This window comes from Pseudomonas sp. AC193 (assembly GCF_979258075.1).
Window position 1 is genome coordinate 3,311,301 of the sequence record NZ_OZ409832.1, and the last position, 22,938, is coordinate 3,334,238.

The 22,938-nt window shown below is 59.7% G+C and carries 21 protein-coding genes and 1 pseudogene; 16 read left to right on the forward strand and 6 right to left on the reverse strand.

From position 1 onward, the window contains the following. Nucleotides 1-8: 8 nt before the first annotated feature. The 7 genes and pseudogenes from ccoO (ACZZ0D_RS14865) (at nt 9) to ccoP (ACZZ0D_RS14895) (ending at nt 5,491) form a co-directional block, all read left to right on the forward strand. On the forward strand, nt 9-617 hold the full coding sequence (ccoO, locus tag ACZZ0D_RS14865; protein WP_053118801.1) for a cytochrome-c oxidase, cbb3-type subunit II: 609 nt from the start codon (nt 9-11) through the stop codon (nt 615-617). Nucleotides 618-620: 3 nt separating this feature from the next. After that, nucleotides 621-836, forward strand: a complete 216-nt coding sequence (locus tag ACZZ0D_RS14870) for a cbb3-type cytochrome oxidase subunit 3 (protein WP_463553659.1) — start codon at nt 621-623, stop codon at nt 834-836. After that, the gene (gene ccoP / locus ACZZ0D_RS14875) at nt 833-1,786 is read left to right on the forward strand and encodes a cytochrome-c oxidase, cbb3-type subunit III (RefSeq protein WP_400652518.1); all 954 of its coding nucleotides are present in this window, start codon (nt 833-835) and stop codon (nt 1,784-1,786) included. The genes ACZZ0D_RS14870 and ccoP (ACZZ0D_RS14875) overlap by 4 nt, the downstream gene beginning before the upstream one ends. A 481-nt stretch (nt 1,787-2,267) precedes the next feature. After that, nucleotides 2,268-3,710 carry a cytochrome-c oxidase, cbb3-type subunit I gene (gene ccoN / locus ACZZ0D_RS14880; protein ID WP_053118794.1) on the forward strand — a complete coding sequence of 481 codons (1,443 nt, stop codon included), beginning with the start codon at nt 2,268-2,270 and terminating at the stop codon, nt 3,708-3,710. Then, a pseudogene (ccoO, locus tag ACZZ0D_RS14885) lies at nt 3,710-4,320 on the forward strand (cytochrome-c oxidase, cbb3-type subunit II). The gene ccoN and the pseudogene ccoO (ACZZ0D_RS14885) overlap by 1 nt, the downstream one beginning before the upstream one ends. Before the next feature lie 5 nt (nt 4,321-4,325). Then, nucleotides 4,326-4,511, forward strand: a complete 186-nt coding sequence (locus ACZZ0D_RS14890; protein WP_003175465.1) for a CcoQ/FixQ family Cbb3-type cytochrome c oxidase assembly chaperone — start codon at nt 4,326-4,328, stop codon at nt 4,509-4,511. Then, on the forward strand, nt 4,508-5,491 hold the full coding sequence (gene ccoP / locus ACZZ0D_RS14895) for a cytochrome-c oxidase, cbb3-type subunit III (RefSeq protein ID WP_053118790.1): 984 nt from the start codon (nt 4,508-4,510) through the stop codon (nt 5,489-5,491). The genes ACZZ0D_RS14890 and ccoP (ACZZ0D_RS14895) overlap by 4 nt, the downstream gene beginning before the upstream one ends. Nucleotides 5,492-5,562: 71 nt before the next feature. Here the strand turns inward: ccoP (ACZZ0D_RS14895) and ACZZ0D_RS14900 are convergent, their stop codons facing one another. After that, nucleotides 5,563-6,582, reverse strand: a complete 1,020-nt coding sequence (locus ACZZ0D_RS14900; RefSeq protein ID WP_463553660.1) for a metallophosphoesterase family protein — start codon at nt 6,580-6,582, stop codon at nt 5,563-5,565. Between the two features lie 848 nt (nt 6,583-7,430). Between ACZZ0D_RS14900 and ccoG the strand changes: the two genes are divergently transcribed. From ccoG to ACZZ0D_RS14940, 8 genes are all read left to right on the forward strand, one after another. Then, the gene (gene ccoG, locus ACZZ0D_RS14905; protein ID WP_053118785.1) at nt 7,431-8,846 is read left to right on the forward strand and encodes a cytochrome c oxidase accessory protein CcoG; all 1,416 of its coding nucleotides are present in this window, start codon (nt 7,431-7,433) and stop codon (nt 8,844-8,846) included. An 11-nt stretch (nt 8,847-8,857) separates the two neighbouring features. Beyond that, a complete protein-coding gene (locus ACZZ0D_RS14910; protein WP_212544359.1) occupies nt 8,858-9,397 on the forward strand; it encodes a FixH family protein in 540 nt (179 codons plus the stop codon). 134 nt (nt 9,398-9,531) lie between these two features. Next, nucleotides 9,532-11,982 (forward strand): heavy metal translocating P-type ATPase, encoded by a 2,451-nt coding sequence (locus ACZZ0D_RS14915; protein ID WP_463553661.1) that lies wholly within the window; start codon nt 9,532-9,534, stop codon nt 11,980-11,982. 22 nt (nt 11,983-12,004) lie between these two features. Then, nucleotides 12,005-12,217, forward strand: coding sequence for a cbb3-type cytochrome oxidase assembly protein CcoS (ccoS, locus tag ACZZ0D_RS14920; RefSeq protein ID WP_053118779.1), 213 nt, complete (start codon nt 12,005-12,007; stop codon nt 12,215-12,217). Next, nucleotides 12,210-12,893, forward strand: coding sequence for a sulfite exporter TauE/SafE family protein (locus tag ACZZ0D_RS14925; RefSeq protein ID WP_463553662.1), 684 nt, complete (start codon nt 12,210-12,212; stop codon nt 12,891-12,893). Before ccoS ends, ACZZ0D_RS14925 begins: the two co-directional genes overlap by 8 nt. Before the next feature lie 275 nt (nt 12,894-13,168). Beyond that, nucleotides 13,169-14,551 carry an oxygen-independent coproporphyrinogen III oxidase gene (gene hemN / locus ACZZ0D_RS14930; RefSeq protein WP_463553663.1) on the forward strand — a complete coding sequence of 461 codons (1,383 nt, stop codon included), beginning with the start codon at nt 13,169-13,171 and terminating at the stop codon, nt 14,549-14,551. A gap of 132 nt (nt 14,552-14,683) precedes the next feature. Continuing rightward, entirely contained in the window at nt 14,684-15,418 is a 735-nt protein-coding gene (gene fnr / locus ACZZ0D_RS14935; protein ID WP_053118774.1) for a fumarate/nitrate reduction transcriptional regulator Fnr, read from the forward strand. Nucleotides 15,419-15,496: 78 nt separating this feature from the next. Beyond that, nucleotides 15,497-16,045, forward strand: coding sequence for an adenine phosphoribosyltransferase (locus tag ACZZ0D_RS14940; RefSeq protein ID WP_024012326.1), 549 nt, complete (start codon nt 15,497-15,499; stop codon nt 16,043-16,045). Nucleotides 16,046-16,165: 120 nt separating this feature from the next. Here the strand turns inward: ACZZ0D_RS14940 and ACZZ0D_RS14945 are convergent, their stop codons facing one another. The 5 genes from ACZZ0D_RS14945 to dnaX all read right to left on the reverse strand — a co-directional run bounded on the left by ACZZ0D_RS14945 (nt 16,166) and on the right by dnaX (nt 21,903). Then, on the reverse strand, nt 16,166-17,314 hold the full coding sequence (locus ACZZ0D_RS14945) for an acyl-CoA dehydrogenase family protein (RefSeq protein WP_400755166.1): 1,149 nt from the start codon (nt 17,312-17,314) through the stop codon (nt 16,166-16,168). Nucleotides 17,315-17,430: 116 nt separating this feature from the next. Further along, nucleotides 17,431-18,033, reverse strand: a complete 603-nt coding sequence (gene recR, locus ACZZ0D_RS14950) for a recombination mediator RecR (RefSeq protein ID WP_400651643.1) — start codon at nt 18,031-18,033, stop codon at nt 17,431-17,433. A gap of 66 nt (nt 18,034-18,099) precedes the next feature. Further along, entirely contained in the window at nt 18,100-19,134 is a 1,035-nt protein-coding gene (locus ACZZ0D_RS14955) for an NADP-dependent oxidoreductase (RefSeq protein WP_212550409.1), read from the reverse strand. Between the two features lie 269 nt (nt 19,135-19,403). Then, entirely contained in the window at nt 19,404-19,742 is a 339-nt protein-coding gene (locus ACZZ0D_RS14960) for a YbaB/EbfC family nucleoid-associated protein (RefSeq protein WP_053118768.1), read from the reverse strand. 67 nt (nt 19,743-19,809) lie between these two features. Beyond that, the gene (dnaX, locus tag ACZZ0D_RS14965; protein WP_463553664.1) at nt 19,810-21,903 is read right to left on the reverse strand and encodes a DNA polymerase III subunit gamma/tau; all 2,094 of its coding nucleotides are present in this window, start codon (nt 21,901-21,903) and stop codon (nt 19,810-19,812) included. A 145-nt stretch (nt 21,904-22,048) separates the two neighbouring features. On the opposite strand from dnaX, the gene ACZZ0D_RS14970 reads away from it, so the two are divergent. Beyond that, nucleotides 22,049-22,798, forward strand: a complete 750-nt coding sequence (locus ACZZ0D_RS14970) for a substrate-binding periplasmic protein (RefSeq protein ID WP_463553665.1) — start codon at nt 22,049-22,051, stop codon at nt 22,796-22,798. The last annotated feature ends 140 nt before the right edge of the window (nt 22,799-22,938 follow it).

The window sequence follows — 22,938 nt, forward strand, 5'->3', positions numbered from 1 at the left end:
AGTCCGCCATGAAACACGAAACGATTGAAAAGAACGTCGGCCTGCTGATGTTGCTCATGGTGCTTGCCGTGAGCATCGGCGGCCTGACCCAGATCGTCCCGCTGTTCTTCCAGGACGTCACCAATAAACCGGTTGAAGGCATGAAGCCTTATACCGCGCTGCAACTGGAAGGCCGCGACATCTATATCCGTGAAGGTTGCGTCGGCTGCCACTCGCAGATGATCCGCCCGTTCCGCGCCGAAACCGAACGTTACGGACACTACTCGGTGGCCGGTGAAAGCGTCTGGGATCACCCGTTCCTGTGGGGCTCGAAACGTACCGGGCCGGATCTGGCCCGGGTCGGCGCGCGCTACTCGGATGACTGGCACCGTGCGCACTTGTACAACCCGCGCAACGTCGTACCGGAATCGAAAATGCCGGCCTACCCATGGCTGGTCACGCAAGCGGTCGACAGCAGCCACACCGAAACCAAGATCAAAGTCATGCGCACCCTCGGCGTGCCGTACACCGACGATGACATCGCCGGCGCGGTGGCCAGCCTCAAGGGCAAGACCGAAATGGACGCGCTCGTCGCCTACCTGCAAGTGCTTGGCACTGCGATCAAGAGCAAGAGGTGAGCCATGGTCATTGAAATGAGTGCAGGCCTGATTCGCGGCCTCGGCACGGTCGTGGTGTTCGTCGCCTTCGTCGGCCTGACCTTGTGGGTGTTCAACCGCAAGCGCACCCCGGAGTTCGCTGAAGCACGTCTGCTGCCGTTCGCCGACGAGCCACAGCCCGAAACTACCCCGGCATTTGAAACAACCCAAGCACCTGAACCAAGGAGTACCCGGCCATGACCACCTTCTGGAGTACGTGGATCTGCGTACTGACCATCGGCAGCCTGATCGGCCTGACGTGGTTGCTGATCGGCACCCGCCGGGGCGAGACCAAAGGCAGCGTCGACCAGACCATGGGCCACAGCTTCGACGGCATCGAGGAGTACGACAACCCGCTGCCGCAGTGGTGGTTCATGCTCTTCGCCGGCACGCTGGTATTTGCCGTGGGCTATTTGATTCTGTATCCGGGTCTGGGCAACTGGAAAGGTATCCTCCCGGGTTACGAGGACGGCTGGACCGGCGTTCACGAGTGGGAAAAGGAAATGAGCAAGGCTGACGCCAAGTTCGGGCCGATCTTCGCCAGGTTCGCCGCCATGCCGGTGGAAGAAGTGGCGAAGGATCCGCAGGCGCTGAAAATGGGTGGCCGCCTCTTCGCTTCCAACTGCTCGGTGTGCCACGGCTCGGACGCCAAAGGCGCGTTCGGCTTCCCTAACCTCGCCGACAGCGACTGGCGTTGGGGCGGCGACGCCGAGACCATCAAGACCACCATCATGGGTGGCCGGGTCGCGGCGATGCCGGCGTGGGGCGAAGTGTTGGGCGAGGCCGGGGTGAAGAACGTGGCCGCGTATGTGCGTCATGATCTGGCCAAGTTGCCACTGCCCGCCGACAGCAAGGCCGACCTGCAAGCGGGCCAGCAGGCGTTCAGCACCACCTGCGTAGCCTGTCATGGGGCGACCGGCCAAGGCACCGAAGCCATGGGCGCGCCGAATTTGACGCACCCGGCCGGATTTATCTATGGCACCAGCCTGACCCAACTCGAGCAGACCATTCGCCATGGTCGTCAGGGTCACATGCCCGCACAAAACGAGCTTTTGGGCAACGATAAAGTGCAATTGCTGGCAGCTTATGTGTACAGCCTCAGCCACGGATTGAATACAGAAAAACTGATTACTGAAGACAACCAGAAGTAAGCATTGCGTACACCTCTGCCGCACGATTCTCCGTGCGGCAGTTTCCCACCCCTTTGCGACGCATTGTCGCACCCCTTAACAGCCTCGCCTTTCGGTTCCCCGAATTCGGGTCTAAGCTTGCTCGATGCGGACTGGCTCATGCCGGTTGCAGGTCGATCCTGAGCGTTGTGTTCGATGAATTGGCTGACAGATTCGCCGCAAAGGCCAGTAGATACCGGCTGTCGCGCCGATTGCCATTCGTCACCCAAACCGGCCGTTTGAACACACCTCGTTACAAGCGACCTGAACCCCTCGCTTTTTTCATCCGCAGCGACTTTTTTTTCAAGGGCATTTTTGTCCTTACGCGGCGCATGGAAAGGCCGCAGAATCAGCGTTGGAAAGCATTGACCCAGGTCATGGCGCGTTGCAATGACCCCCTGCTCTCTGCATACTTGCGGCCGATTTTAATCCTAATAAAACACCCAAACCGTGGAACCTTAGAATGAGCACAGCAATCAGTCCGACTGCTTATAACTATAAGGTAGTCCGCCAGTTCGCCATCATGACGGTGGTCTGGGGGATCCTTGGCATGGGGCTCGGTGTCTTCATCGCCTCGCAACTGGTTTGGCCGGAGTTGAACTTCGGTCTGCCGTGGACGAGCTTTGGACGCCTGCGCCCGTTGCACACAAACCTGGTGATTTTCGCCTTCGGTGGTTGTGCACTGTTTGCCACTTCCTACTATGTCGTGCAGCGAACCTGCCAGACGCGACTGATTTCCGACAGCCTCGCGGCCTTCACCTTCTGGGGCTGGCAAGCGGTCATTGTCGGCGCGATCATTACCTTGCCGCTGGGTTACACCACCACCAAGGAATACGCGGAACTGGAATGGCCGATCGCCATTTTGCTGGCCATTGTCTGGGTCACCTACGGTCTGGTGTTCTTCGGCACCATCACCAAGCGCAAAACCAAGCACATCTATGTGGGTAACTGGTTCTACGGCGCGTTCATCGTCGTCACGGCGATGCTGCACATCGTCAACCACGCGTCCCTGCCGGTGAATCTGTTCAAGTCCTACTCCGCCTACTCCGGCGCGACCGACGCGATGATCCAGTGGTGGTACGGCCACAACGCCGTAGGTTTCTTCCTGACCACCGGTTTCCTCGGGATGATGTACTACTTCGTGCCGAAACAGGCCGAACGTCCGATCTACTCGTATCGTCTGTCGATCGTGCACTTCTGGGCACTGATCACCCTGTACATCTGGGCCGGCCCGCACCACTTGCACTACACCGCACTGCCGGACTGGGCACAATCGCTGGGCATGGCGATGTCGATCATCCTGCTGGCACCGAGCTGGGGCGGCATGATCAACGGCATGATGACCCTCTCGGGCGCCTGGCATAAGCTGCGCACCGACCCGATCCTGCGCTTCCTCGTGGTATCGCTGGCGTTCTACGGCATGTCGACTTTTGAAGGGCCGATGATGGCGATCAAGACCGTCAACTCGCTCTCGCACTACACCGACTGGACCATCGGCCACGTACACGCCGGCGCTCTTGGCTGGGTGGCGATGATCTCGATCGGCGCGATCTACCACATGATCCCGAAACTGTTCGGTCGTGCGCAGATGCACAGTGTCGGCCTGATCAACGCGCACTTCTGGCTCGCGACCATCGGCACCGTGCTGTACATCGCATCGATGTGGGTCAACGGCATCACTCAGGGCCTGATGTGGCGTGCAATCAACGATGACGGCACCCTCACCTACTCGTTCGTTGAAGCGCTGCAAGCCAGCCACCCGGGTTACATCGTGCGTGCCTTGGGCGGTGCTTTCTTCGCCAGCGGCATGTTCCTGATGGCTTACAACGTATGGCGCACCGTGCGCGCCTCGAACGCTGTTGAAGCTGAAGCCGCCGCCCAGATCGCTGTCGTTGGAGCTCACTGATGAAGCATGAAGCTGTCGAGAAGAATATTGGCCTGCTGGCCTTCTTCATGGTCATCGCCGTCAGCATCGGTGGCCTGACTCAAATCGTTCCGCTGTTTTTCCAGGACGTCACCAACAAGCCGGTCGAAGGCATGAAGCCACGCCCCGCCCTTGAACTGGAAGGCCGCGACGTCTACATCGCCAACGGCTGTGTCGGCTGCCACTCGCAGATGATCCGTCCGTTCCGCGCTGAAACCGAACGCTATGGCCACTACTCGGTGGCCGGTGAAAGCGTCTGGGATCACCCGTTCCTGTGGGGTTCCAAACGTACTGGTTCCAGGATCTGGCCCGTGTCGGCGCGCGTTACTCCGATGACTGGCACCGCGCGCACTTGTACAACCCGCGCAACGTGGTGCCTGAGTCGAAAATGCCGGCGTACCCGTTCCTCGTGGAAAACAAGCTCGACGGCAAGGAGACGGCCAAAAAAATGGAAGTCTTGCGCACGCTCGGCGTTCCTTACACCGACGAAGACATCGCCGGTGCTCAGGATGCCGTGAAGGGCAAAACCGAAATGGACGCGCTGGTGGCCTATCTGCAAGGCCTGGGCACCATCATCAAAAGCAAACGGTGATTTAGATGGATATCGGGATGATTCGTGGCCTGGGCACCGTTGTTGTGATGGTGGCCTTCATCGGTCTGGCGCTGTGGGTGTTCAGCCCCAAGCGCAAGTCGGAGTTTGAAGACGCGACCTTGCTGCCTTTCGCGGATGATCCCGAAGCCATCAAGCACGTCGAGCAAGCTTCTAGGAGTAACAAAGAATGACTACATTCTGGAGTCTGTACGTCACAGTCCTCAGTCTCGGTACGATCTTTTCCCTGACCTGGCTGCTGCTGTCGACCCGCAAGGGCCAGCGCAGCGAGCAGACGGAAGAGACGGTCGGGCACTCCTTCGACGGGATCGAGGAGTACGACAACCCGCTGCCAAAATGGTGGTTCATGCTGTTCGTCGGCACCATCATTTTTGCCTTGGGTTACCTGGTGCTGTACCCGGGTCTGGGCAACTGGAAAGGCCTGCTGCCGGGGTACAACTACCTCGATAACGACAAGCAGACCGCGTTCGCCAACGGCCAGACCGGCTGGACCGGCGTGCACGAATGGGAAAAGGAAATGGCCCGTTCGGACGCCAAGTTCGGTCCGATCTTCGCCAAGTTCGCCGCCATGCCGATCGAAGAAGTCGCCAAGGATCCGCAAGCACTGAAAATGGGGGGCCGTCTGTTCGCCTCCAACTGCTCGGTGTGCCACGGTTCCGACGCCAAGGGCGCTTACGGTTTCCCGAACCTGACCGACGCCGACTGGCGCTGGGGCGGCGAGCCGGAAACCATCAAGACCACCATCATGGGCGGTCGTCACGCAGTGATGCCGGCCTGGGCTGAAGTGATCGGCGAGCAAGGCGTTGCTGACGTTGCCGCGTTCGTGGTGAGCAACCTCGATGGTCGCAAGCTGCCGGAAGGCACCAAAGCGGATGTCGCCAACGGCCAGAAACTGTTCGCCGGCAACTGCGTGGCGTGCCACGGCCCGGAAGGCAAAGGTACGCCAGCGATGGGCGCACCTAACCTGACTCACCCGGCCGCGTTCATCTACGGTTCGAGCTTCGCGCAATTGCAGCAGACCATCCGTTACGGCCGTCAGGGCCAGATGCCTGCGCAGGAACAACTGCAAGGGAACGACAAGGTTCACTTGCTGGCCGCTTACGTTTACAGCTTGTCCCACGGTGAAAAAGCCCCGGAAGCGAACGCCGAGTAAGGCTTACGCTTGAAACAAAAAACGGCCCCGCCAATGTGAATTGGCGGGGCCTTTTTGTTGCCGGCCTCGCTTTACTTTAAGACCTCGATGGTATCGATCAGCTCACGCCGCGGCCAATTGTTACCGTTGACCTGAAACACGTTCAGCTTCTTGCGATCATCGGCAAACTCAGCGATCAGGTAAGTCGAATTTGATGCACCGCCACTGAGGTAGACCGGGACACGCCCGAAATTCTGACTACTGTAATAGAAGTAATACCCCGGGCGCGTGTGCAAGTGCCCGGCAAACACGGCAGTCACTGCGTATTTATCAATCATGGCCTTGAATCGATCAATCTGCTCCTCGCTACCCGCCCATCCACTGGGTTTGTGCAGGTTTAAAAGAATGATCTTGTCTTGCGCACGAGCAGCTTTCAGATCACGCTCAAGCCAATCGAGTGCACTCGTTATTTCATAATCAACTTTAAACAAAGGAAAACCGGAAGAGAACGACACCGTATAGGTCGGCTCATTATTCAACTGCACCAGGTGCACATCACCATAATTTTTTGAGTAAGCGAGACTGCCATAGAATGTCTTCCTGCCTTTAATATCTCGGGCTGCAAGATCAAACGTATCGACCTTCCCCCAATACTTATCCTTCATATCCGAAATGCTACCGGCAGCACAGTTGTTCTCCGGAACACTGCAATCATTGATATTGTTTTCGTAATCATGATTACCAAGACCGTAATCGTAATCCCCCCCCAGGTGCTTATCCAGAATCTCCTGGGTAGTGGAGCGTTGACCGCTGTGACCGAACGCCGTCAAGTCACCATTGATCATGACCGGAATCGGCCGCCACTCCCGGTTGAAAAACTTTCGGTAACTGGCAACGTCCGAGTATTGGGTTTCTATCAGCCAGCGAGAGCGCTTGTCACGATCCGACGCCGATTCTTCCCCACCATTATCGGAACTTTCAGTCCATGGAAATTGCGGATCAGATGTAAAAATCAGTCGATTGGGGGAACGCTCATCAGCTTGAGCCCCAATCGTTACTGCCATCAGCAAAAACGTTAAAACACTGCACCGCCACAACTTGACTTGTTGCATGAGAGATCCTTCTCGTATGAGCTTATTGAATTAAAAGCCTGACTGGCCACTTCAATAAAACTACTGCAAGCACACGCCAGTGAAAACCTTAAGTACGGACAACATTAATAACTTTTATTTCTGCCACCCCCTGAAACAACAAAAAGCAGACTTACGCTTTTAGCTCTTCTTGATGCCCCCAAGAACGCCAGTCTTGAATGTGCGGATCCTGCCGGTCAATGCCACCATTACCCTGCGCTCGCAGCAATCACGTCGATGCACGGCTTGACCGAGGTGGCGAGTCGCCCGCTCATATTTGGCAATTGAAATTCGATAGGCACGTTGGCCGACACGCGATAACGTCTGAGTTCTTCAGAAGTACCGCCATGCAATACCCCCTCAATTAATCAGACAAGGATGCTGAGTAATGACCGAACCAGACAAAACCCTGAATTCCGGACTTCCGACCGTGGACAGCACACTCGCGCCACTGACTGGCTCAGAAGACCTGAACAGAAAAAAACGCTAGATTGACGACGAAAACGAGATTGATAAAAAACGTGGCAGTGGCGGCCTCGACAGCCTCGGCGGTGGCCGACTGCCTTGATCGGTGAGTGAAAACGGGGCAGTGCCTGCACTGCCCTCCTCAGCTGTCACGATACCGGCAACAGCCATCGTCTATAGTCAATTGACCTGCATCATGCTTTGCTGCAATCGCTACACCATTCACGCTCTTCCCCCAACGCGACCAAAGGTCGCACCCTTGAGCTAGAGCGACAGGCGTATCATTGCGCCACTGCAATACCCCCTTTTGACCGCGGTTGGCACGTATCGACCGAGGCATTTTTCCACTGCCGTGGGATGCAATGATGAGCAACCAGATTCCGGTACACGACGTCACACCACCGAGCAAAAACGCGAACAACAGCGTTGACCTTTACGCCTCACGAGAAAAAATCTACACCCGCGCTTTCACCGGCCTGTTCCGCAACCTGCGGATGATGGGCGGCGCCGCGCTGTTTCTGCTGTATTTCGGTACGGTCTGGCTGAATTGGGGCGGCCATCAGGCGGTGTGGTGGAACTTGCCCGAGCGCAAATTCTTCATCTTCGGCGCCACCTTCTGGCCGCAGGATTTCATTCTGCTGTCCGGCCTGTTGATCATTGCCGCGTTCGGCCTGTTCTTTATCACCGTGTACGCCGGTCGCGTCTGGTGCGGTTATACCTGTCCGCAAAGCGTGTGGACGTGGATTTTCATGTGGTGCGAGAAGGTCACCGAAGGCGACCGCAACCAGCGCATCAAACTCGACAAGGCGCCGATGAGCGCCAACAAACTGCTGCGCAAAGCCGCGAAACACGCGATGTGGCTGCTGATTGGTTTTGTCACTGGCATGACCTTTGTCGGTTACTTCTCGCCAATCCGCGAACTGGTTTTTGAATTCTTCACCGGCCAGGCCGATGGCTGGTCGTACTTCTGGGTCGGTTTCTTCACCCTCGCCACCTACGGCAACGCCGGTTGGTTGCGCGAGCAAGTGTGCATCTACATGTGTCCGTATGCGCGCTTCCAGAGCGTGATGTTCGATAAAGACACGCTGATTGTTTCCTACGATCCGCGCCGGGGCGAAAGCCGTGGCCCGCGCAAGAAAGGCATCGACTACAAGGCCCAGGGCCTCGGTGATTGCATCGACTGCACCATGTGCGTTCAGGTCTGCCCGACCGGCATCGACATTCGCGACGGTCTGCAGATCGAGTGCATCGGTTGCGCCGCGTGCATCGACGCCTGCGACAGCATCATGGACAAGATGAATTATCCGCGCGGCCTCATCAGTTACACCACCGAGCACAACCTGTCCGGGCAGAAAACCCATAAACTGCGACCGCGCCTGATCGGCTATGCCGTGGTGTTGCTGGCGATGATCAGCCTGTTGGTGACCGCGTTCTTCATGCGCTCGCTGGTTGGTTTCGACGTCAGCAAGGATCGCGTGCTGTACCGCGAAAACGCTGAAGGCCGGATCGAAAACGTCTACAGCCTGAAGATCATGAACAAGGATCAGCGCGACCACACCTATGTGCTGGAAGCCAGCGGTCTGCCGGATCTGCGCCTGCAAGGCAAACGCGAGATCAAGGTGCCGGCCGGGGAAATTTTCAGCATGCCGGTCGAACTGTCGAGCGCCCCCGAACAACTGCCATCGAGCACCAACGAGGTGAAATTCATCCTCAAGGATGCCGATGACAACAGCGTACACGTTGAAGCCAAGAGCCGATTCATCGGCCCACAAATCCGTTGAGAGAACTGAACATGCCCGCAGCAAACGCCGCAAGCCCTTGGTACAAGCACCTCTGGCCATGGATCATCATCGGGATTCTGGCCTGCTCGGTGACCCTGACCTTGTCCATGGTGACCATCGCGGTAAACAACCCGGACAACCTGGTGAACGACAACTACTACGAGGCCGGCAAAGGCATCAACCGTTCGCTGGATCGTGAGTTGCTCGCGCAGAACCTGAAGATGCGCGCCAACGTGCATCTGGACGGCGTTACCGGCGAAGTTGATCTGCGTTTGAGCGGTGACAGTCAGCCGAAGACACTGGAGCTGAACCTGATCTCGCCGACCCAGCCGGAGAAGGATCGCAAGATCGTCCTGACCCGCAGCGAATCTGAAACCGGCCGTTACCTCGGACAACTGAACGACAAGGTTGAAGGGCGTCGTTTTGTTGAGTTGCTCGGCAGTCAGGATGACCACGTGTGGCGCATGTTCGAAGAAGAACTGGTCAGCCACGACAAGGATCTGCTGCTGGGTGATGAACCCCTCCAGGGCGCCGAAGACCTGAAAAAGTAAGCAATTCCTGTGTAGGAGCTGCCGCAGGCTGCGATCTTTTGATCTTGCTTCAAAAGGTCAAAAGATCGCAGCCTCGTTGCACTCGTCAGCTCCTACAGGGATGGTGTTGATTCAGCAGTATTAGTGAACATTTGATGACGACCCCAACCCCCTGCTACCACTGCGCCCTGCCCGTTCCGTCGGGCAGCCGCTTCACCGCTGTCGTACTCGGGGAATCCCGCGAATTCTGCTGCCCGGGCTGCCAGGCCGTGGCCGAAGCCATCGTTGCCGGCGGCCTCGACAGTTATTACCAGCATCGCAGCGAAGCCTCGGCCAACCCCGAAGCGCTGCCGGTGCAACTGACCGACGAACTGGCGCTGTACGACCGCGCCGACGTGCAACAACCGTTCGTGCGCCATGCAGGCGATCTGGCCGAAACCACGCTGTTAATGGAAGGTATCAGTTGCGCCGCGTGCGGCTGGCTGATCGAGAAACATCTGCGCACCCTGCCTGCCGTGGCCGAAGCACGACTGAACCTGTCCAACCATCGCCTGCACGTGAGCTGGGCCGACGCGCAATTGCCGCTGAGCCAGATCCTCGCCGAACTGCGCCACATCGGTTACGCCGCCCACCCGTATCAGGCCGACCGCGCCAGCGAACAACTCGCCAGCGAAAACCGTCTCGCCCTGCGCCAGCTCGGCGTCGCTGGATTGCTGTGGTTTCAGGCGATGATGGCGACGATGGCCACATGGCCAGAATTCAACATCGACCTCAGCCCTGAGCTGCACACGATTCTGCGCTGGGTCGCGCTGTTCCTCACCACACCGATCGTCTTCTACAGCTGCGCGCCGTTCTTCAAAGGCGCAATGCGCGATTTGCGCACCCGCCACCTGACCATGGACGTCTCGGTGTCGCTGGCTATCGGCAGCGCCTACATCGCCGGGATCTGGACGGCAATCACCGGGGTCGGTGAGTTGTACTTCGATGCGGTCGGTATGTTTGCGTTGTTCCTGCTCGCCGGGCGTTATCTGGAACGCCGCGCCCGCGAGCGTACCGCCGCTGCCACGGCCCAACTGGTCAATTTGTTGCCCGCGTCGTGCCTGCGTCTGGACGGTGACGGCCAGAGCGAGCGCATTTTGCTCAGCGAACTGCGCACGGGCGACAAGATTCTGGTGCAAGCCGGATCGATCCTCCCGGCCGACGGCAAGATCATTGATGGCCAATCAAGCATCGACGAATCGCTGCTCACCGGCGAATACCTGCCGCAACCGCGCACGCTGGGCGATGCGGTCACCGCCGGCACTCTTAATGTCGAAGGGGCGCTGACGGTTGAAGTGCAGGCGCTGGGGCAAGACACGCGCCTGTCCGCCATCGTCCGCCTGCTCGACCGCGCCCAGGCGGAGAAACCACGACTGGCAGAAATCGCCGACCGCGCCGCGCAATGGTTCCTGCTGTTATCACTGATCGCCGCTGCCGTCATCGGCCTGCTCTGGTGGGAGCTGGATTCCTCGCGCGCGTTCTGGATCGTCCTCGCCATGCTCGTCGCGACCTGCCCGTGCGCGCTGTCGCTGGCGACGCCGACCGCCCTCACCGCCGCCACCGGCACCCTGCACAAACTCGGTTTGCTGTTGACGCGCGGCCATGTGCTGGAAGGCCTGAATCAGATCGACACAGTGATTTTCGACAAGACCGGCACCCTCACCGAGGGCCGCTTGGTATTGCGTTCGATCCGCCCGCTCGGCGCACTGGACAGCGAGCAATGCCTGAGCCTCGCCGCCGCGCTGGAAAACCGTTCAGAACACCCGATTGCCCGAGCTTTCGGTCGCGCACCGCTGGCGGCAGAGGAAGTTCACAGCACACCGGGGCTCGGTCTCGAAGGCCTGGTAGGCGAGCAGCGTTTGCGCATCGGTCAGGCGCAATTTGTCTGCGCCCTCAGCGGCGCGGCAGTACCGACGATGCCGGACGAAGCAGGCCAATGGCTGCTGCTGGGCGACGCACAGGGGCCGTTGGCGTGGTTCGTCCTTGATGACCGCTTGCGCGATGACGCCCCCGCCCTGCTCGCGGCGTGCAAAGCGCGCGGCTGGCGCACGTTGCTGTTGTCTGGCGACAGCTCGCCGATGGTCGCCAGCGTCGCCGCCGAATTGGGCATCGACGAGGCCCGTGGTGGTTTGCGTCCTGACGACAAACTGCAAGTCTTGCAACAGTTGCACAAGGAAGGTCGCAAGGTGCTGATGCTTGGCGACGGTGTGAATGACGTGCCGATACTGGCGGCGGCCGACATCAGCGTGGCCATGGGTTCGGCCACCGATCTGGCGAAAACCAGCGCCGATGCGGTGCTGCTGTCCAACCGCCTCGACGCGCTGGTTCAGGCCTTCACGTTGGCGCGGCGCACGCGTCGGGTAATCATCGAGAACCTGCTGTGGGCGGCGCTGTACAATGGCCTCATGTTGCCGTTCGCCGCCCTCGGCTGGATCACGCCGGTGTGGGCCGCGGTCGGCATGTCGATCAGTTCGTTGACCGTGGTGCTCAACGCTTTGCGCCTGACTCGCCTGCCGGGTTCGCCGCACGCCAGCACCCGTTCGGAAACCCGCCCGCTGCCGGCCTGAGCCGCGCGGGCATGGAGTACAGATGCCAGCTCTCTACGTGATGATCCCCGCCGCACTGCTGATCGTGGCCATCGCCGTTTACATCTTTTTCTGGGCGGTGGACAGCGGTCAGTACGACGACCTCGACGGCCCGGCCCACAGCATCCTGTTCGACGATCAGGATCCGCAACACACCGCCGCCGTCGACGAAGTCAACGCGACCAAACCGGACGACAAGGCCCCACCCCATGCTTGAACTGGCGCCACTGCTGGTCTCGGCGCTGATCCTCGGCTTGCTTGGTGGTGGCCATTGCCTGGGCATGTGCGGCGGCTTGATGGGCGCGCTGACCCTGGCGATTCCCAAGGAGCAACGCAGTCGGCGTTTTCGACTGCTGCTGGCGTATAACCTCGGGCGGATTCTCAGTTATGCCACGGCGGGATTGCTGATCGGTCTGGCGGGCTGGGCGGTTGCCAACAGTCCTGCGGCGATGTTCATGCGCGTACTGGCCGGTTTGTTGTTGATCGCCATGGGTTTGTACCTGGCCGGTTGGTGGAGCGGGCTGACGCGGATCGAAAGCCTCGGACGCGGGTTGTGGCGGCACATTCAGCCAGTGGCTAACCGTTTGTTGCCCGTGTCGAGTGTGCCGCGTGCGTTGTTGCTCGGCGCGTTGTGGGGCTGGCTGCCGTGTGGACTGGTTTACAGCACGTTGCTGTGGTCGGCGAGTCAGGGCAATGCGCTGGACAGTGCGTTGTTGATGCTCGCGTTTGGCTTGGGGACGTGGCCGGTCTTGCTCGCCACGGGCCTTGCGGCAGAACGCGTTACTGCGCTATTGCGCAAACGCAGCGTGCGTATAGCGGGTGGGCTGCTGGTCATCCTGTTCGGCGTCTCGACCCTGCCCGGCCCGCATCAACATTGGTTGATGGGCCACTGAATCAACCCCAATGAAATTCCTGTACAGATCCATTGTGGCGAGGGGATTTATCCCCGCTGGGTCGCGAAGCGGCCCCTTGCATTCTCCCGCCATACCCAGCAGTCAGGTTTTGCGACTGCTGCGCAGCCGAACGGGGATAAATCCCCTCGCCACAATAAATCTCATCATCACAGCCCCTCTGCATCACCCACCACCCTTGATGCAAATCAAGTGCCTCATCGCCGCACCCCGATAGACTCCCCCCACACTGCCAGCCTATCCGGGGGAATGCCCGCATGCTCGACGCCATTCGTTGGGACTCTGATCTGATTCGCCGTTACGATCTCGCGGGACCGCGCTACACCTCGTATCCGACGGCCGTGCAATTTCACAGTCAGGTCGGCTCGTTCGATCTGTTTCACGCTCTGCGCGACAGCCGCAAGGCCCTGCGCCCGTTGTCGCTGTATGTGCATGTGCCGTTCTGCGCAAACATTTGCTACTACTGCGCCTGCAACAAGGTCATCACCAAGGATCGCGGCCGCGCCCTGCCGTACCTGCAACGTCTGGAGCAGGAAATCCAGTTGATCGCCTGCCACCTCGACCCCGCACAAAAAGTCGAGCAACTGCACTTCGGCGGCGGCACCCCGACCTTTCTCAGCCACGATGAACTGCGTCAGTTGATGGCGCACCTGCGCAAGCATTTCAATCTGCTGGATGACGATTCCGGCGATTACGGTATCGAAATCGACCCGCGCGAAGCCGACTGGTCGACCATGGGCCTGCTGCGAGAACTCGGTTTCAATCGCGTCAGCATTGGCCTGCAAGACCTCGATCCGGCCGTACAGCGCGCTGTCAATCGCCTGCAAAGTCTGGAAGAAACCCGCGCGGTGATCGATGCGGCGCGCACCCTGCAATTTCGCTCGATCAACATCGACCTGATTTACGGACTGCCCAAACAGACCCCGGACAACTTCGCCCGTACCGTCGAGGAAGTCATCAGCCTGCAACCGGATCGGCTCTCGGTGTTCAACTACGCGCACTTGCCGGAACGCTTTATGCCGCAGCGGCGGATCAACACCAGCGAACTGCCGAGCCCGGCGCAGAAACTGGAGATGTTTCAGCGCACTACCGAACAATTGATCGCCGCCGGTTACCGCTACATCGGCATGGATCACTTCGCCCTGCCCGATGACGAACTGGCGATTGCTCAGGAGGAGGAAACCCTGCAACGCAACTTCCAGGGCTACACCACCCACGGCCATTGCGATTTGATTGGTCTGGGAGTTTCGGCGATCAGCCAGATTGGCGACCTGTACTGCCAGAACAGCAGCGATCTGAACGAATACCAGAACAGCCTCGCCGCCGCGCAACTGGCGACCAGCCGTGGCTTGGTGTGCAACGCCGATGATCGGCTACGACGCGCGGTGATTCAGCAACTCATCTGCAACTTCAGTCTGGATTTCGCCGAGATCGAGCAGCAGTTCAACATCGATTTTCAGGGTTACTTCGGCGCGCTATGGCCACAACTGCAAGGCATGGCCAACGATGGCTTGATCACTCTGGAACGTGATTGCATCACGATTCTGCCGGCGGGACGCTTGCTGGTGCGTTCGGTGTGCATGGTGTTTGACGCTTACCTGGAGCAGCAAAACCGCCAGCGTTTTTCCCGGGTGATCTGAGCGCCCACCAAAATGAACCAGTCCGGACAGCGACATTTTGCCAGCAGGCCAGACGCGCCACGCACTGGCCTGAACGTCCTCTTGTGGGTTACCCTTACGTCTTATGTGTGTTTTCCCACAAGGATTAAAGAAATGTCCGAGCCAGTTAAACTGCGCGCTCATAACCAGGCCCATTGCAAGGATTGCAGCCTGGCCCCTCTCTGCCTGCCACTTTCTCTGAATCTGGAAGACATGGATGCGCTGGACGAGATCGTTAAACGTGGCCGCCCGTTGAAAAAGGGTGAGTTCCTGTTCCGCCAGGGCGACACATTCGATTCCGTTTTTGCAGTACGCTCCGGCGCCCTGAAGACCTTCAGCCTGAGCGATTCCGGCGAAGAACAACTGACCGGGTTTCACTTGCCAAGCGAACTGGTCGGCCTGTCCGGCATGGACACCGAGAAACACCCGGTGTCCGCTCAGGCACTGGAAACCACCTCGGTCTGCGAAATCCCCTTTGAACGCCTCGACGAACTGGCCCTGCAATTGCCGCAGCTGCGCCGTCAGTTGATGCGCGTGATGAGCCGCGAAATCCGCGATGACCAGCAAATGATGTTGCTGCTGTCGAAGAAAACCGCCGACGAGCGCATCGCCACCTTCCTGGTCAACCTGTCCGCACGCTTCCGCGCTCGCGGCTTCTCGGCCAATCAATTCCGCCTTGCAATGTCGCGTAACGAAATCGGCAACTACTTGGGTCTGGCGGTGGAAACCGTATCCCGCGTGTTCACCCGCTTCCAGCAAAACCAGCTGATCGCCGCCGAGGGCAAGGAGATTCACATCCTCGACCCGATCCAGCTCTGCGCGCTGGCCGGTGGTTCGTTAGAAGGCTGATCTCGATCCGCGGTTGAGCGAAGCGTTTCAGCCGCGGGTATACTGCGCCGTTTGCAGCCCTGCCAGGACACCTCGACGATGGTCTTCGACTCCTTCGACATCAAATCCCTGATCCGCCCCGTGATCGACTTCCCGAAACCAGGCGTGATTTTTCGCGACATCACCCCGCTGTTCCAATCGCCCACGGCCCTGCGCCTGGTGATGGACAGCTTCGCCCACCGCTACGTGGAAGCCGATTTCACCCACATCGGCGCGATGGATGCGCGCGGTTTTCTGATCGGCTCGGTACTGGCCTATCAGTTGAACAAGCCGCTGGTGCTGTTCCGCAAGCAAGGCAAACTGCCGGCGGACGTGCTCGCTGAAGGTTACGCGACCGAATACGGCGAAGCGTTTCTGGAAGTGCACGCCGACAGCCTGTGCGAAGGCGATTCGGTGGTGATGTTTGATGATTTGATCGCCACCGGCGGCACGCTGATTGCGGCGGCCAACCTGATTCGTCGCATGGGCGCGCGGGTGCATGAGGCGGCGGCGATTATTGACCTGCCGGAGCTGCAAGGTTCGCAGCGTCTGCAGGACATGGGCATCCCGACGTTTTGCCTGACGCAGTTTGCGTTGACCGATAAATAGGTAGCGCCCTTTAAGCCGCCTTCGCGAGCAAGCCCGCTCCCACATTGGATCTGTGTCGTTCACAAATCCCCTGTGGGAGCGGGCTTGCTCGCGAAGAGGCCAGTAGCCACACCATCAAACTTACAGCCCCATCTGCTTGCTGATGATCTCGTTCATCACTTCCCGCGTCCCGCCGCCAATCGACAAGATGCGGTTATCCCGATACAGCCGCTCCACCAGACTCTCGCGCATATACCCCAGCCCACCAAGAATCTGCACCGCCTCCGTGGTAATCCGATCCGAGGTGTCCGTGGCAAAGTTCTTCGCCATGGAAATCTCTTTGATCACACTCTGCCCCGCCGCCATTTTCGCCGCTTGCCGGTAGGTGAATTCGCGCGACACTTCCAGTGCCGTAGCCATTTCGGCCAGTCGATGTTTGATCACCTGAAACTTGCCAATCGGTTTGCCAAAGGCTTCACGCTCGCGCGCCCACTTCAGGCTTTCTTCCAGCGCCAGTTGCGCGGTCATGTTGGCCATCAGCGCCAAGGCCAGGCGTTCGCTCTGAAAATTGCCCATGATGCAGGCGAAGCCCATGTTCTCGGCGCCGATCAGATTTCCTACAGGCACACGGCAATCGTCGAAGAACAATTCAGCCGTGTCCGACGCCCACCAGCCCATTTTCTTCAACTGACGACCCACGGTGAAACCGGGCGTGCCCTTCTCGATCATCAACAGGCTGATGCCACCGAAGCCTGGCGCGCCGGTGCGCACCGCGACGGTGTAGAAATCCGCGCGCACGCCACTGGTGATGAAAGTTTTGCTGCCGCTGACCCGATAGACGTCGCCGTCACGCACGGCGCGGGTTTGCAGGTTGGCGACGTCAGAGCCGCCACCGGGCTCGGTAACTGCCAAGGCGCTGATCTTTTCGCCGCTGAGCACTTGTGGCACGACGCGATCTCGCACTTCAGGGCGAGCCCATTTGACGATGGGCGGCAGACCGATATCCAGCGAGCCGAGCCCCGCTACCAGGCCGCCAGAGCCGCAGCGCATCAATTCCTCACTGGCGGCGACCTTGGCGAACAGATCGCCTTCATGGCTGCCACCGAGCGCTTCCGGATAGCCGATGCCGAGGATGCCGGCGGCACCAGCCTTCAGGTACAGCTCACGGGGGAAGCTTTCGGCTTCTTCCCACTGGTCAATGTCCGGCAGGATTTCGCGTTCGACGAAACGTCTGACACTGTCGCGGACTAATTGATGGCTGGGATCGAAGTATTCCTGAAAGGCAGGCATGGGCGAGCTCCACGGAAGGGTTCGCCGAACTTAACCGAGCGCTTGCTTGGTTTTCAACAGAATTGTGTGAATCAGGTAGACCGAGGTGAGCCATTCGCGAGCAAGCAACCCAGGATTCAGAGGGAAATCGGTTTCCGCCCGGCAAACGAATGCGCCAGCGTGCCGCCATCGACCAGTTCCAGTTCGCCACCCAACGGCACGCCGTGAGCAATCCGCGAAGCGATCAGGCCTTTGTGCTGCAACAACTGCGCGATGTAATGCGCTGTGGCTTCACCCTCAACCGTAGGATTGGTCGCAAGGATCACTTCAGCAAACGTCCCCGCCTCTTCAATCCGCGCCATCAGTTGCGGAATACCGATCGCCTCAGGCCCGAGACCGTCCAGCGGCGACAAATGCCCCTTGAGCACAAAATAGCGGCCACGGAAGCCAGTTTGCTCGACGGCGTAGACATCCATCGGCCCTTCGACCACGCACAGCAACGTGTCGTCGCGGCGGGTGTCGGCGCATTGCGGGCACAGATCGTCTTCGGTCAGCGTGCGGCATTGGCGGCAGTGCCCGACCCCTTCCATGGCTTGGCTGAGGGCCTGAGCAAGACGCAGACCGCCGCTGCGATCACGCTCGAGCATCTGCAACGCCATGCGCTGGGCAGTTTTCTGACCCACGCCGGGCAAGGTGCGCAGGGCGTCGATCAGTTGGCGAATCAAAGGGCTGAAGCTCATGGGTAAAAAGTCCGACAAAACAACGAGACGCGGTTTATACCCGCGCCTCTGGCCAGCGTCAAATACTCAGTCCTGGGCGACCCGCACCACCAGTTTGCCGAAGTTGCGACCCTCCAGCAGACCGATAAACGCTTCCGGCGCCTGCTCCAGGCCATCGACCACGTCTTCGCGGAATTTGACCTTGCCATCGCGCACCCACGGCACCATCGCGCTGATGAATTCCGGCTGACGATCGCCGTAGTCATCAAAGACGATGAAGCCCTGAATGCGTACGCGTTTGGTCAGCAACGTACGCTGCAGCATCGGCAGACGATCCGGGCCTTTCGGGGCTTCAGAGGCGTTGTAACCGGCGATCAGGCCGCACAGCGGGATGCGCGCTTTGGGGTTGAGCAACGGCACGACCGCGTCGAATACGTGACCGCCGACGTTTTCGTAATAGATGTCGATGCCATTCGGGCACGCCTTGGCCAGTTGCTCGGCGAAGTCGTCAGCCTTGTGATCGATGCAGGCGTCGAAGCCCAACTCCTCGACCACGTATTTGCACTTCTCGGCACCACCGGCGACACCGACCGCGCGCAGGCCTTTGATCTTCGCCACCTGGCCGACCACCGAACCGACGGCACCGGACGCGGCAGCGACGACTAGGGTCTCGCCTTCTTTCGGCTGACCGATGTCCATCAGGCCCATGTACGCGGTCATGCCGGGCATGCCCAACACACCGAGGGCCATCGACGGGCTCGGCAACCCGGACGGGATCGGGATGATGTTGCGGCCATCGCTGATGCTGTGGCTTTGCCAGCCTGTGGCACCGACCACCAGATCACCCTTATGAAACTTTGGATGACGCGAGTCTTCGACGCGACTGACAGCGCCGCCTGTCATCACCTCGCCGATTTCGACGGGCGCGGCGTAGGACGGTGCGTCACTCATGCGCCCACGCATGTAGGGGTCGAGGGACAGGTAGAGGGTTTTCAGCAGTATCTGGCCGTCCTGCAGATCGGGCAGCGCTTCGCGTTCGAGACGGAAGTTTTCCGGGGTCGGCGCGCCAACCGGACGCGAGGCGAGGACGAAGCGTTGATTGAGGGTAAGAGGGTCGGACATGTCAGCGTCTCCTGTGAATGATGAATTCAGCGGGTATAGGGAGCAGACCGTTGAGGCGGTGGGGTGTTCGATGTTTCGTACGACATTCATGTAGGAGCTGCGGCACGCTGCGATCTATTGATCTTGCTTGTGAAAACAACAGGATCAAAAGATCGCAGCCTCGTTTCACTCGACAGCTCCTACAGGGTGCGGTGTTAATGAGGCAGAAACAAAAATGCCAGGCGCAATGCCTGGCATTTTTTGTAGCTCATCTGCCGCCGGTTGGCGAATCAGAATGGCAGTTTCATACCCGCAGGCAGGTTCATGCCGGCGGTCATGCCGCCCATTTTTTCCTGGCTGCTGGCTTCGATCTTGCGCACGGCGTCGTTGACGGCGGCGGCGACCAGGTCTTCGATCACTTCACGGTCATCTTCGTCCAGACCCGGCAGCAGGGTCGGGTCGATGCTGACGCGCTTGAGGTCGTGACGACCGGTCATCACCACGGTGACCATATCGCCGCCGGCCTTACCGGTGACTTCGGCGTTGGCCAGTTCTTCCTGCATCTTGGCCATTTTTTCCTGCATCTGCTGCGCCTGCTTCATCAGGCCGGCCATGCCACCTTTCATCATGGGAATCACCTCAAAAGTACTTGGATCAAAACAGCGCCCGGCCATGGAGGCCGGGCACCTTCAGTTATTAGCCTTGGGCGACCAAGGCGTCGACAGGTTCAATAGTATCGTGTCGCACCACCGCGCCAAACTGCTGAACCATCTGCTGGATGAACGGATCGCCATGAATCGACTCCTCCGCTTCGCGCTGACGGTTGGCCCGGCGACGGGAGGCGGCCTGAGCCGGGGTCTCCTGCTCGGGTTTGATCAGCTCGATGGTCAGCGTCAGCGTACGACCGTGGAACTGGTTCAACGCATCGTTCAGACGTCGCTGCTGCGTGGCGTTGAACAGCGCACTGTGCGCCGGATCGAGGTGCATCAGCCAATGATCGCCATCAACCGCGATCAAGGTGCAGTTGGCGGCGATGCTGCCGGTCATGCCGGAGATCGGCAGTTTCGGGAACAGCTCCAGCCATTGCAAGGCCAGACCGGTGGCTGGCGCCGCTGCGGGCTCAGGTTCGGGTTCCGGCTCTGGATCGGCAGCGTGTTCGCTGGCCAGTTCGTCGAGGTAGCTGTACGCCGAGTCCATGTCCGGCTCGATGTAATCCTCGTCCAGCGGCGGCTCGTCGTCCATGTCGGTGCCCGGCGTGGCGGCATCGACGTCGGCGACTGAAGGCTCTGGAATTGGCGCAGCGGCCCACTCTGGTGCGTCAGGGACGACGCTGTCCGGGGTCGGCAACGGCATCGGCGGCAACTCGGGTTGCTCGGCGGCGGTTTCCAGCATGGGCTCGACGGCAGGTTGCTGAGCTGGCTCGGGTTCTGGCTCGGCCTCGGCTTCTACCGGATCGTTCCACGGCAGATCGACAACGGCTTCGGCGACGACGGGCGTTGGCTCTGGCTCGGCAACTGGAGCAACTGGAGCAACCGGCGCAGGCTCTGGAGCCGGCGCAGGTGCTGTTACAGGAGCCGGCGTCGGGGCAACAGCCGCAGCAACCACCGGCGCAGGTTTAGGCGCGGCAGCCACTGAATTTGCGGAATCAACTGTGGCCTGGCTGATCCCCACTGGCTTTAGCGGTTGCCTCGGGGCGTCCGCCGTATCAGCCGGCCGGAAGGCCAGCATTCGCAGCAGCACCATTTCGAAACCGCCGCGCGGATCCGGCGCCAGCGGCAAATCGCGGCGGCCGATCAGGCCCATCTGGTAATAGAACTGCACGTCTTCGGCCGGCAAGGCTTGCGCCAGCGCCAACACGCGATCGCGATCGCCATGCCCATTGTCGACGCCTTCCGGCAGCGCTTGAGCGATAGCGACGCGGTGCAGCACGTTGAGAATTTCCGAGAGCACGCCGTTCCAGTCCGGGCCCTGCTCGGCCAGGTGGCGCACCGCTTCAAGCAATGCCTTGGCATCGCCTTCAATCAACGAATGCAGAACGTCAAAGACCTGACCGTGATCCAGCGTGCCGAGCATCGCCCGCACGTCGGTGGCGAGCACCTTGCCTTCACCGAAAGCAATGGCCTGATCGGTCAGGCTCATGGCGTCACGCATCGAACCGTCAGCGGCGCGACCGAGCAGCCACAGCGCGTCGTCTTCGAACGGCACGCTTTCGGCGGTCAGAACGTGGGTCAAATGCTCGACCACGCGCTCCGGCGTCATGTTCTTCAGCGAGAACTGCAGGCAGCGCGACAAAATCGTTGCCGGAAGTTTCTGCGGGTCGGTGGTCGCCAGGATGAACTTGACGTACGGCGGCGGTTCTTCGAGGGTTTTCAGCAGCGCATTGAAGGAATGGCTGGAAAGCATGTGCACTTCGTCGATCAGGTAGACCTTGAAGCGCCCACGGCTCGGCGCGTACTGCACGTTGTCGAGCAACTCGCGGGTGTCTTCGACCTTGGTGCGGCTCGCGGCGTCGATCTCGATCAGGTCGACAAAGCGGCCCTCGTCGATTTCACGGCACACCGAGCACTCGCCGCACGGGCTGGAAGTGATACCTGTCTCACAGTTCAGGCATTTGGCAATGATCCGCGCAATCGTGGTTTTACCCACCCCGCGAGTACCGGTAAACAGGTACGCGTGGTGCAGCCGCTGGCTGTCCAAGGCATTGATCAGAGCTTTGAGCACATGGGTCTGGCCGACCATTTCGCGGAACGAGCGCGGACGCCATTTACGTGCAAGAACCTGATAACTCATCGAAAACCGTCGCAGCGAAGGAAGCAGAAGCGGCTAATGCTAGCGGAGCAAGGGCAAAATTGCATCCGATGTCCTCGTCTAATGTGGCTAAGCTCCATCAGCAGAGGCTTTTATCGGCTCAGGACAGGGAATTACCGGAGCGTTTATGCGTTGGGCCGTGGGGGCACTGCTGGGATTCAGCCTGAGCGTGGCGGCCGCAGAGCCACCGCTGCGCTTTGCCATGCCCGACAGTTGGGCGATGCCGATGGTGCAATACGAACGCGGCCGCCCGACCCAGGGCATCCTCTACGACATCATGCTCAGCCTCGCCACCCAGGTCGGCGCGCCGGCCGAGTTTCACGTGCTGCCGCGCGCCCGGGTGCAGAGCGCCATGGAGCACGGCGAGATTGATGTTCGCTGCTATGCCGCACAGTCGTGGCTGCCGAATCAGTCGGGGGATTACATCTGGAGTCTGCCGCTGTTGTTTCAGCGTGATCTGTTGGTCAGTCGCAAGGATCAGCCAGTCAGCATCAACCCTGCCACCCTGCCCCGCCAATCCATCGGCACCGTGCTTGGCTACATCTACCCTACCCTGCAACCACTGTTCGATACCGATCACTTGCACCGCGAAGATGCGCGCAATCAGGAGCAGGTGTTGGAGAAGTTGCTGGCCGGGCGTTATCGCTATGCGGTGAGCAATCAGTGGACGCTGGACTGGTTTAATCAGCGACTGACGCCGGAAAAGCAATTGCAAGCGGTGGCGGTGTTGCAAGAGCAGAAGGTCGGTTGTTATGTGAGAAATGACCCGAAGGTGCCGGTGCAGCGGATCTTGCGCACGTTGTTGCGGATGAAAATGTCGGGGGAGATTGATGAGATTATCCGGCTTTACACCGGCCACCCTGAGAGCGATCGCTAACCCCTGTAGGAGTGAGCCTGCTCGCGATGGCGGTGTATCAGCCAACACATTTATAGCAGACAGGACGCCATCGCGAGCAGGCTCACTCCTACAAGGGATCTGTGTGAACCGCTTAATCGCAGACACAAAAAAACCGCAGT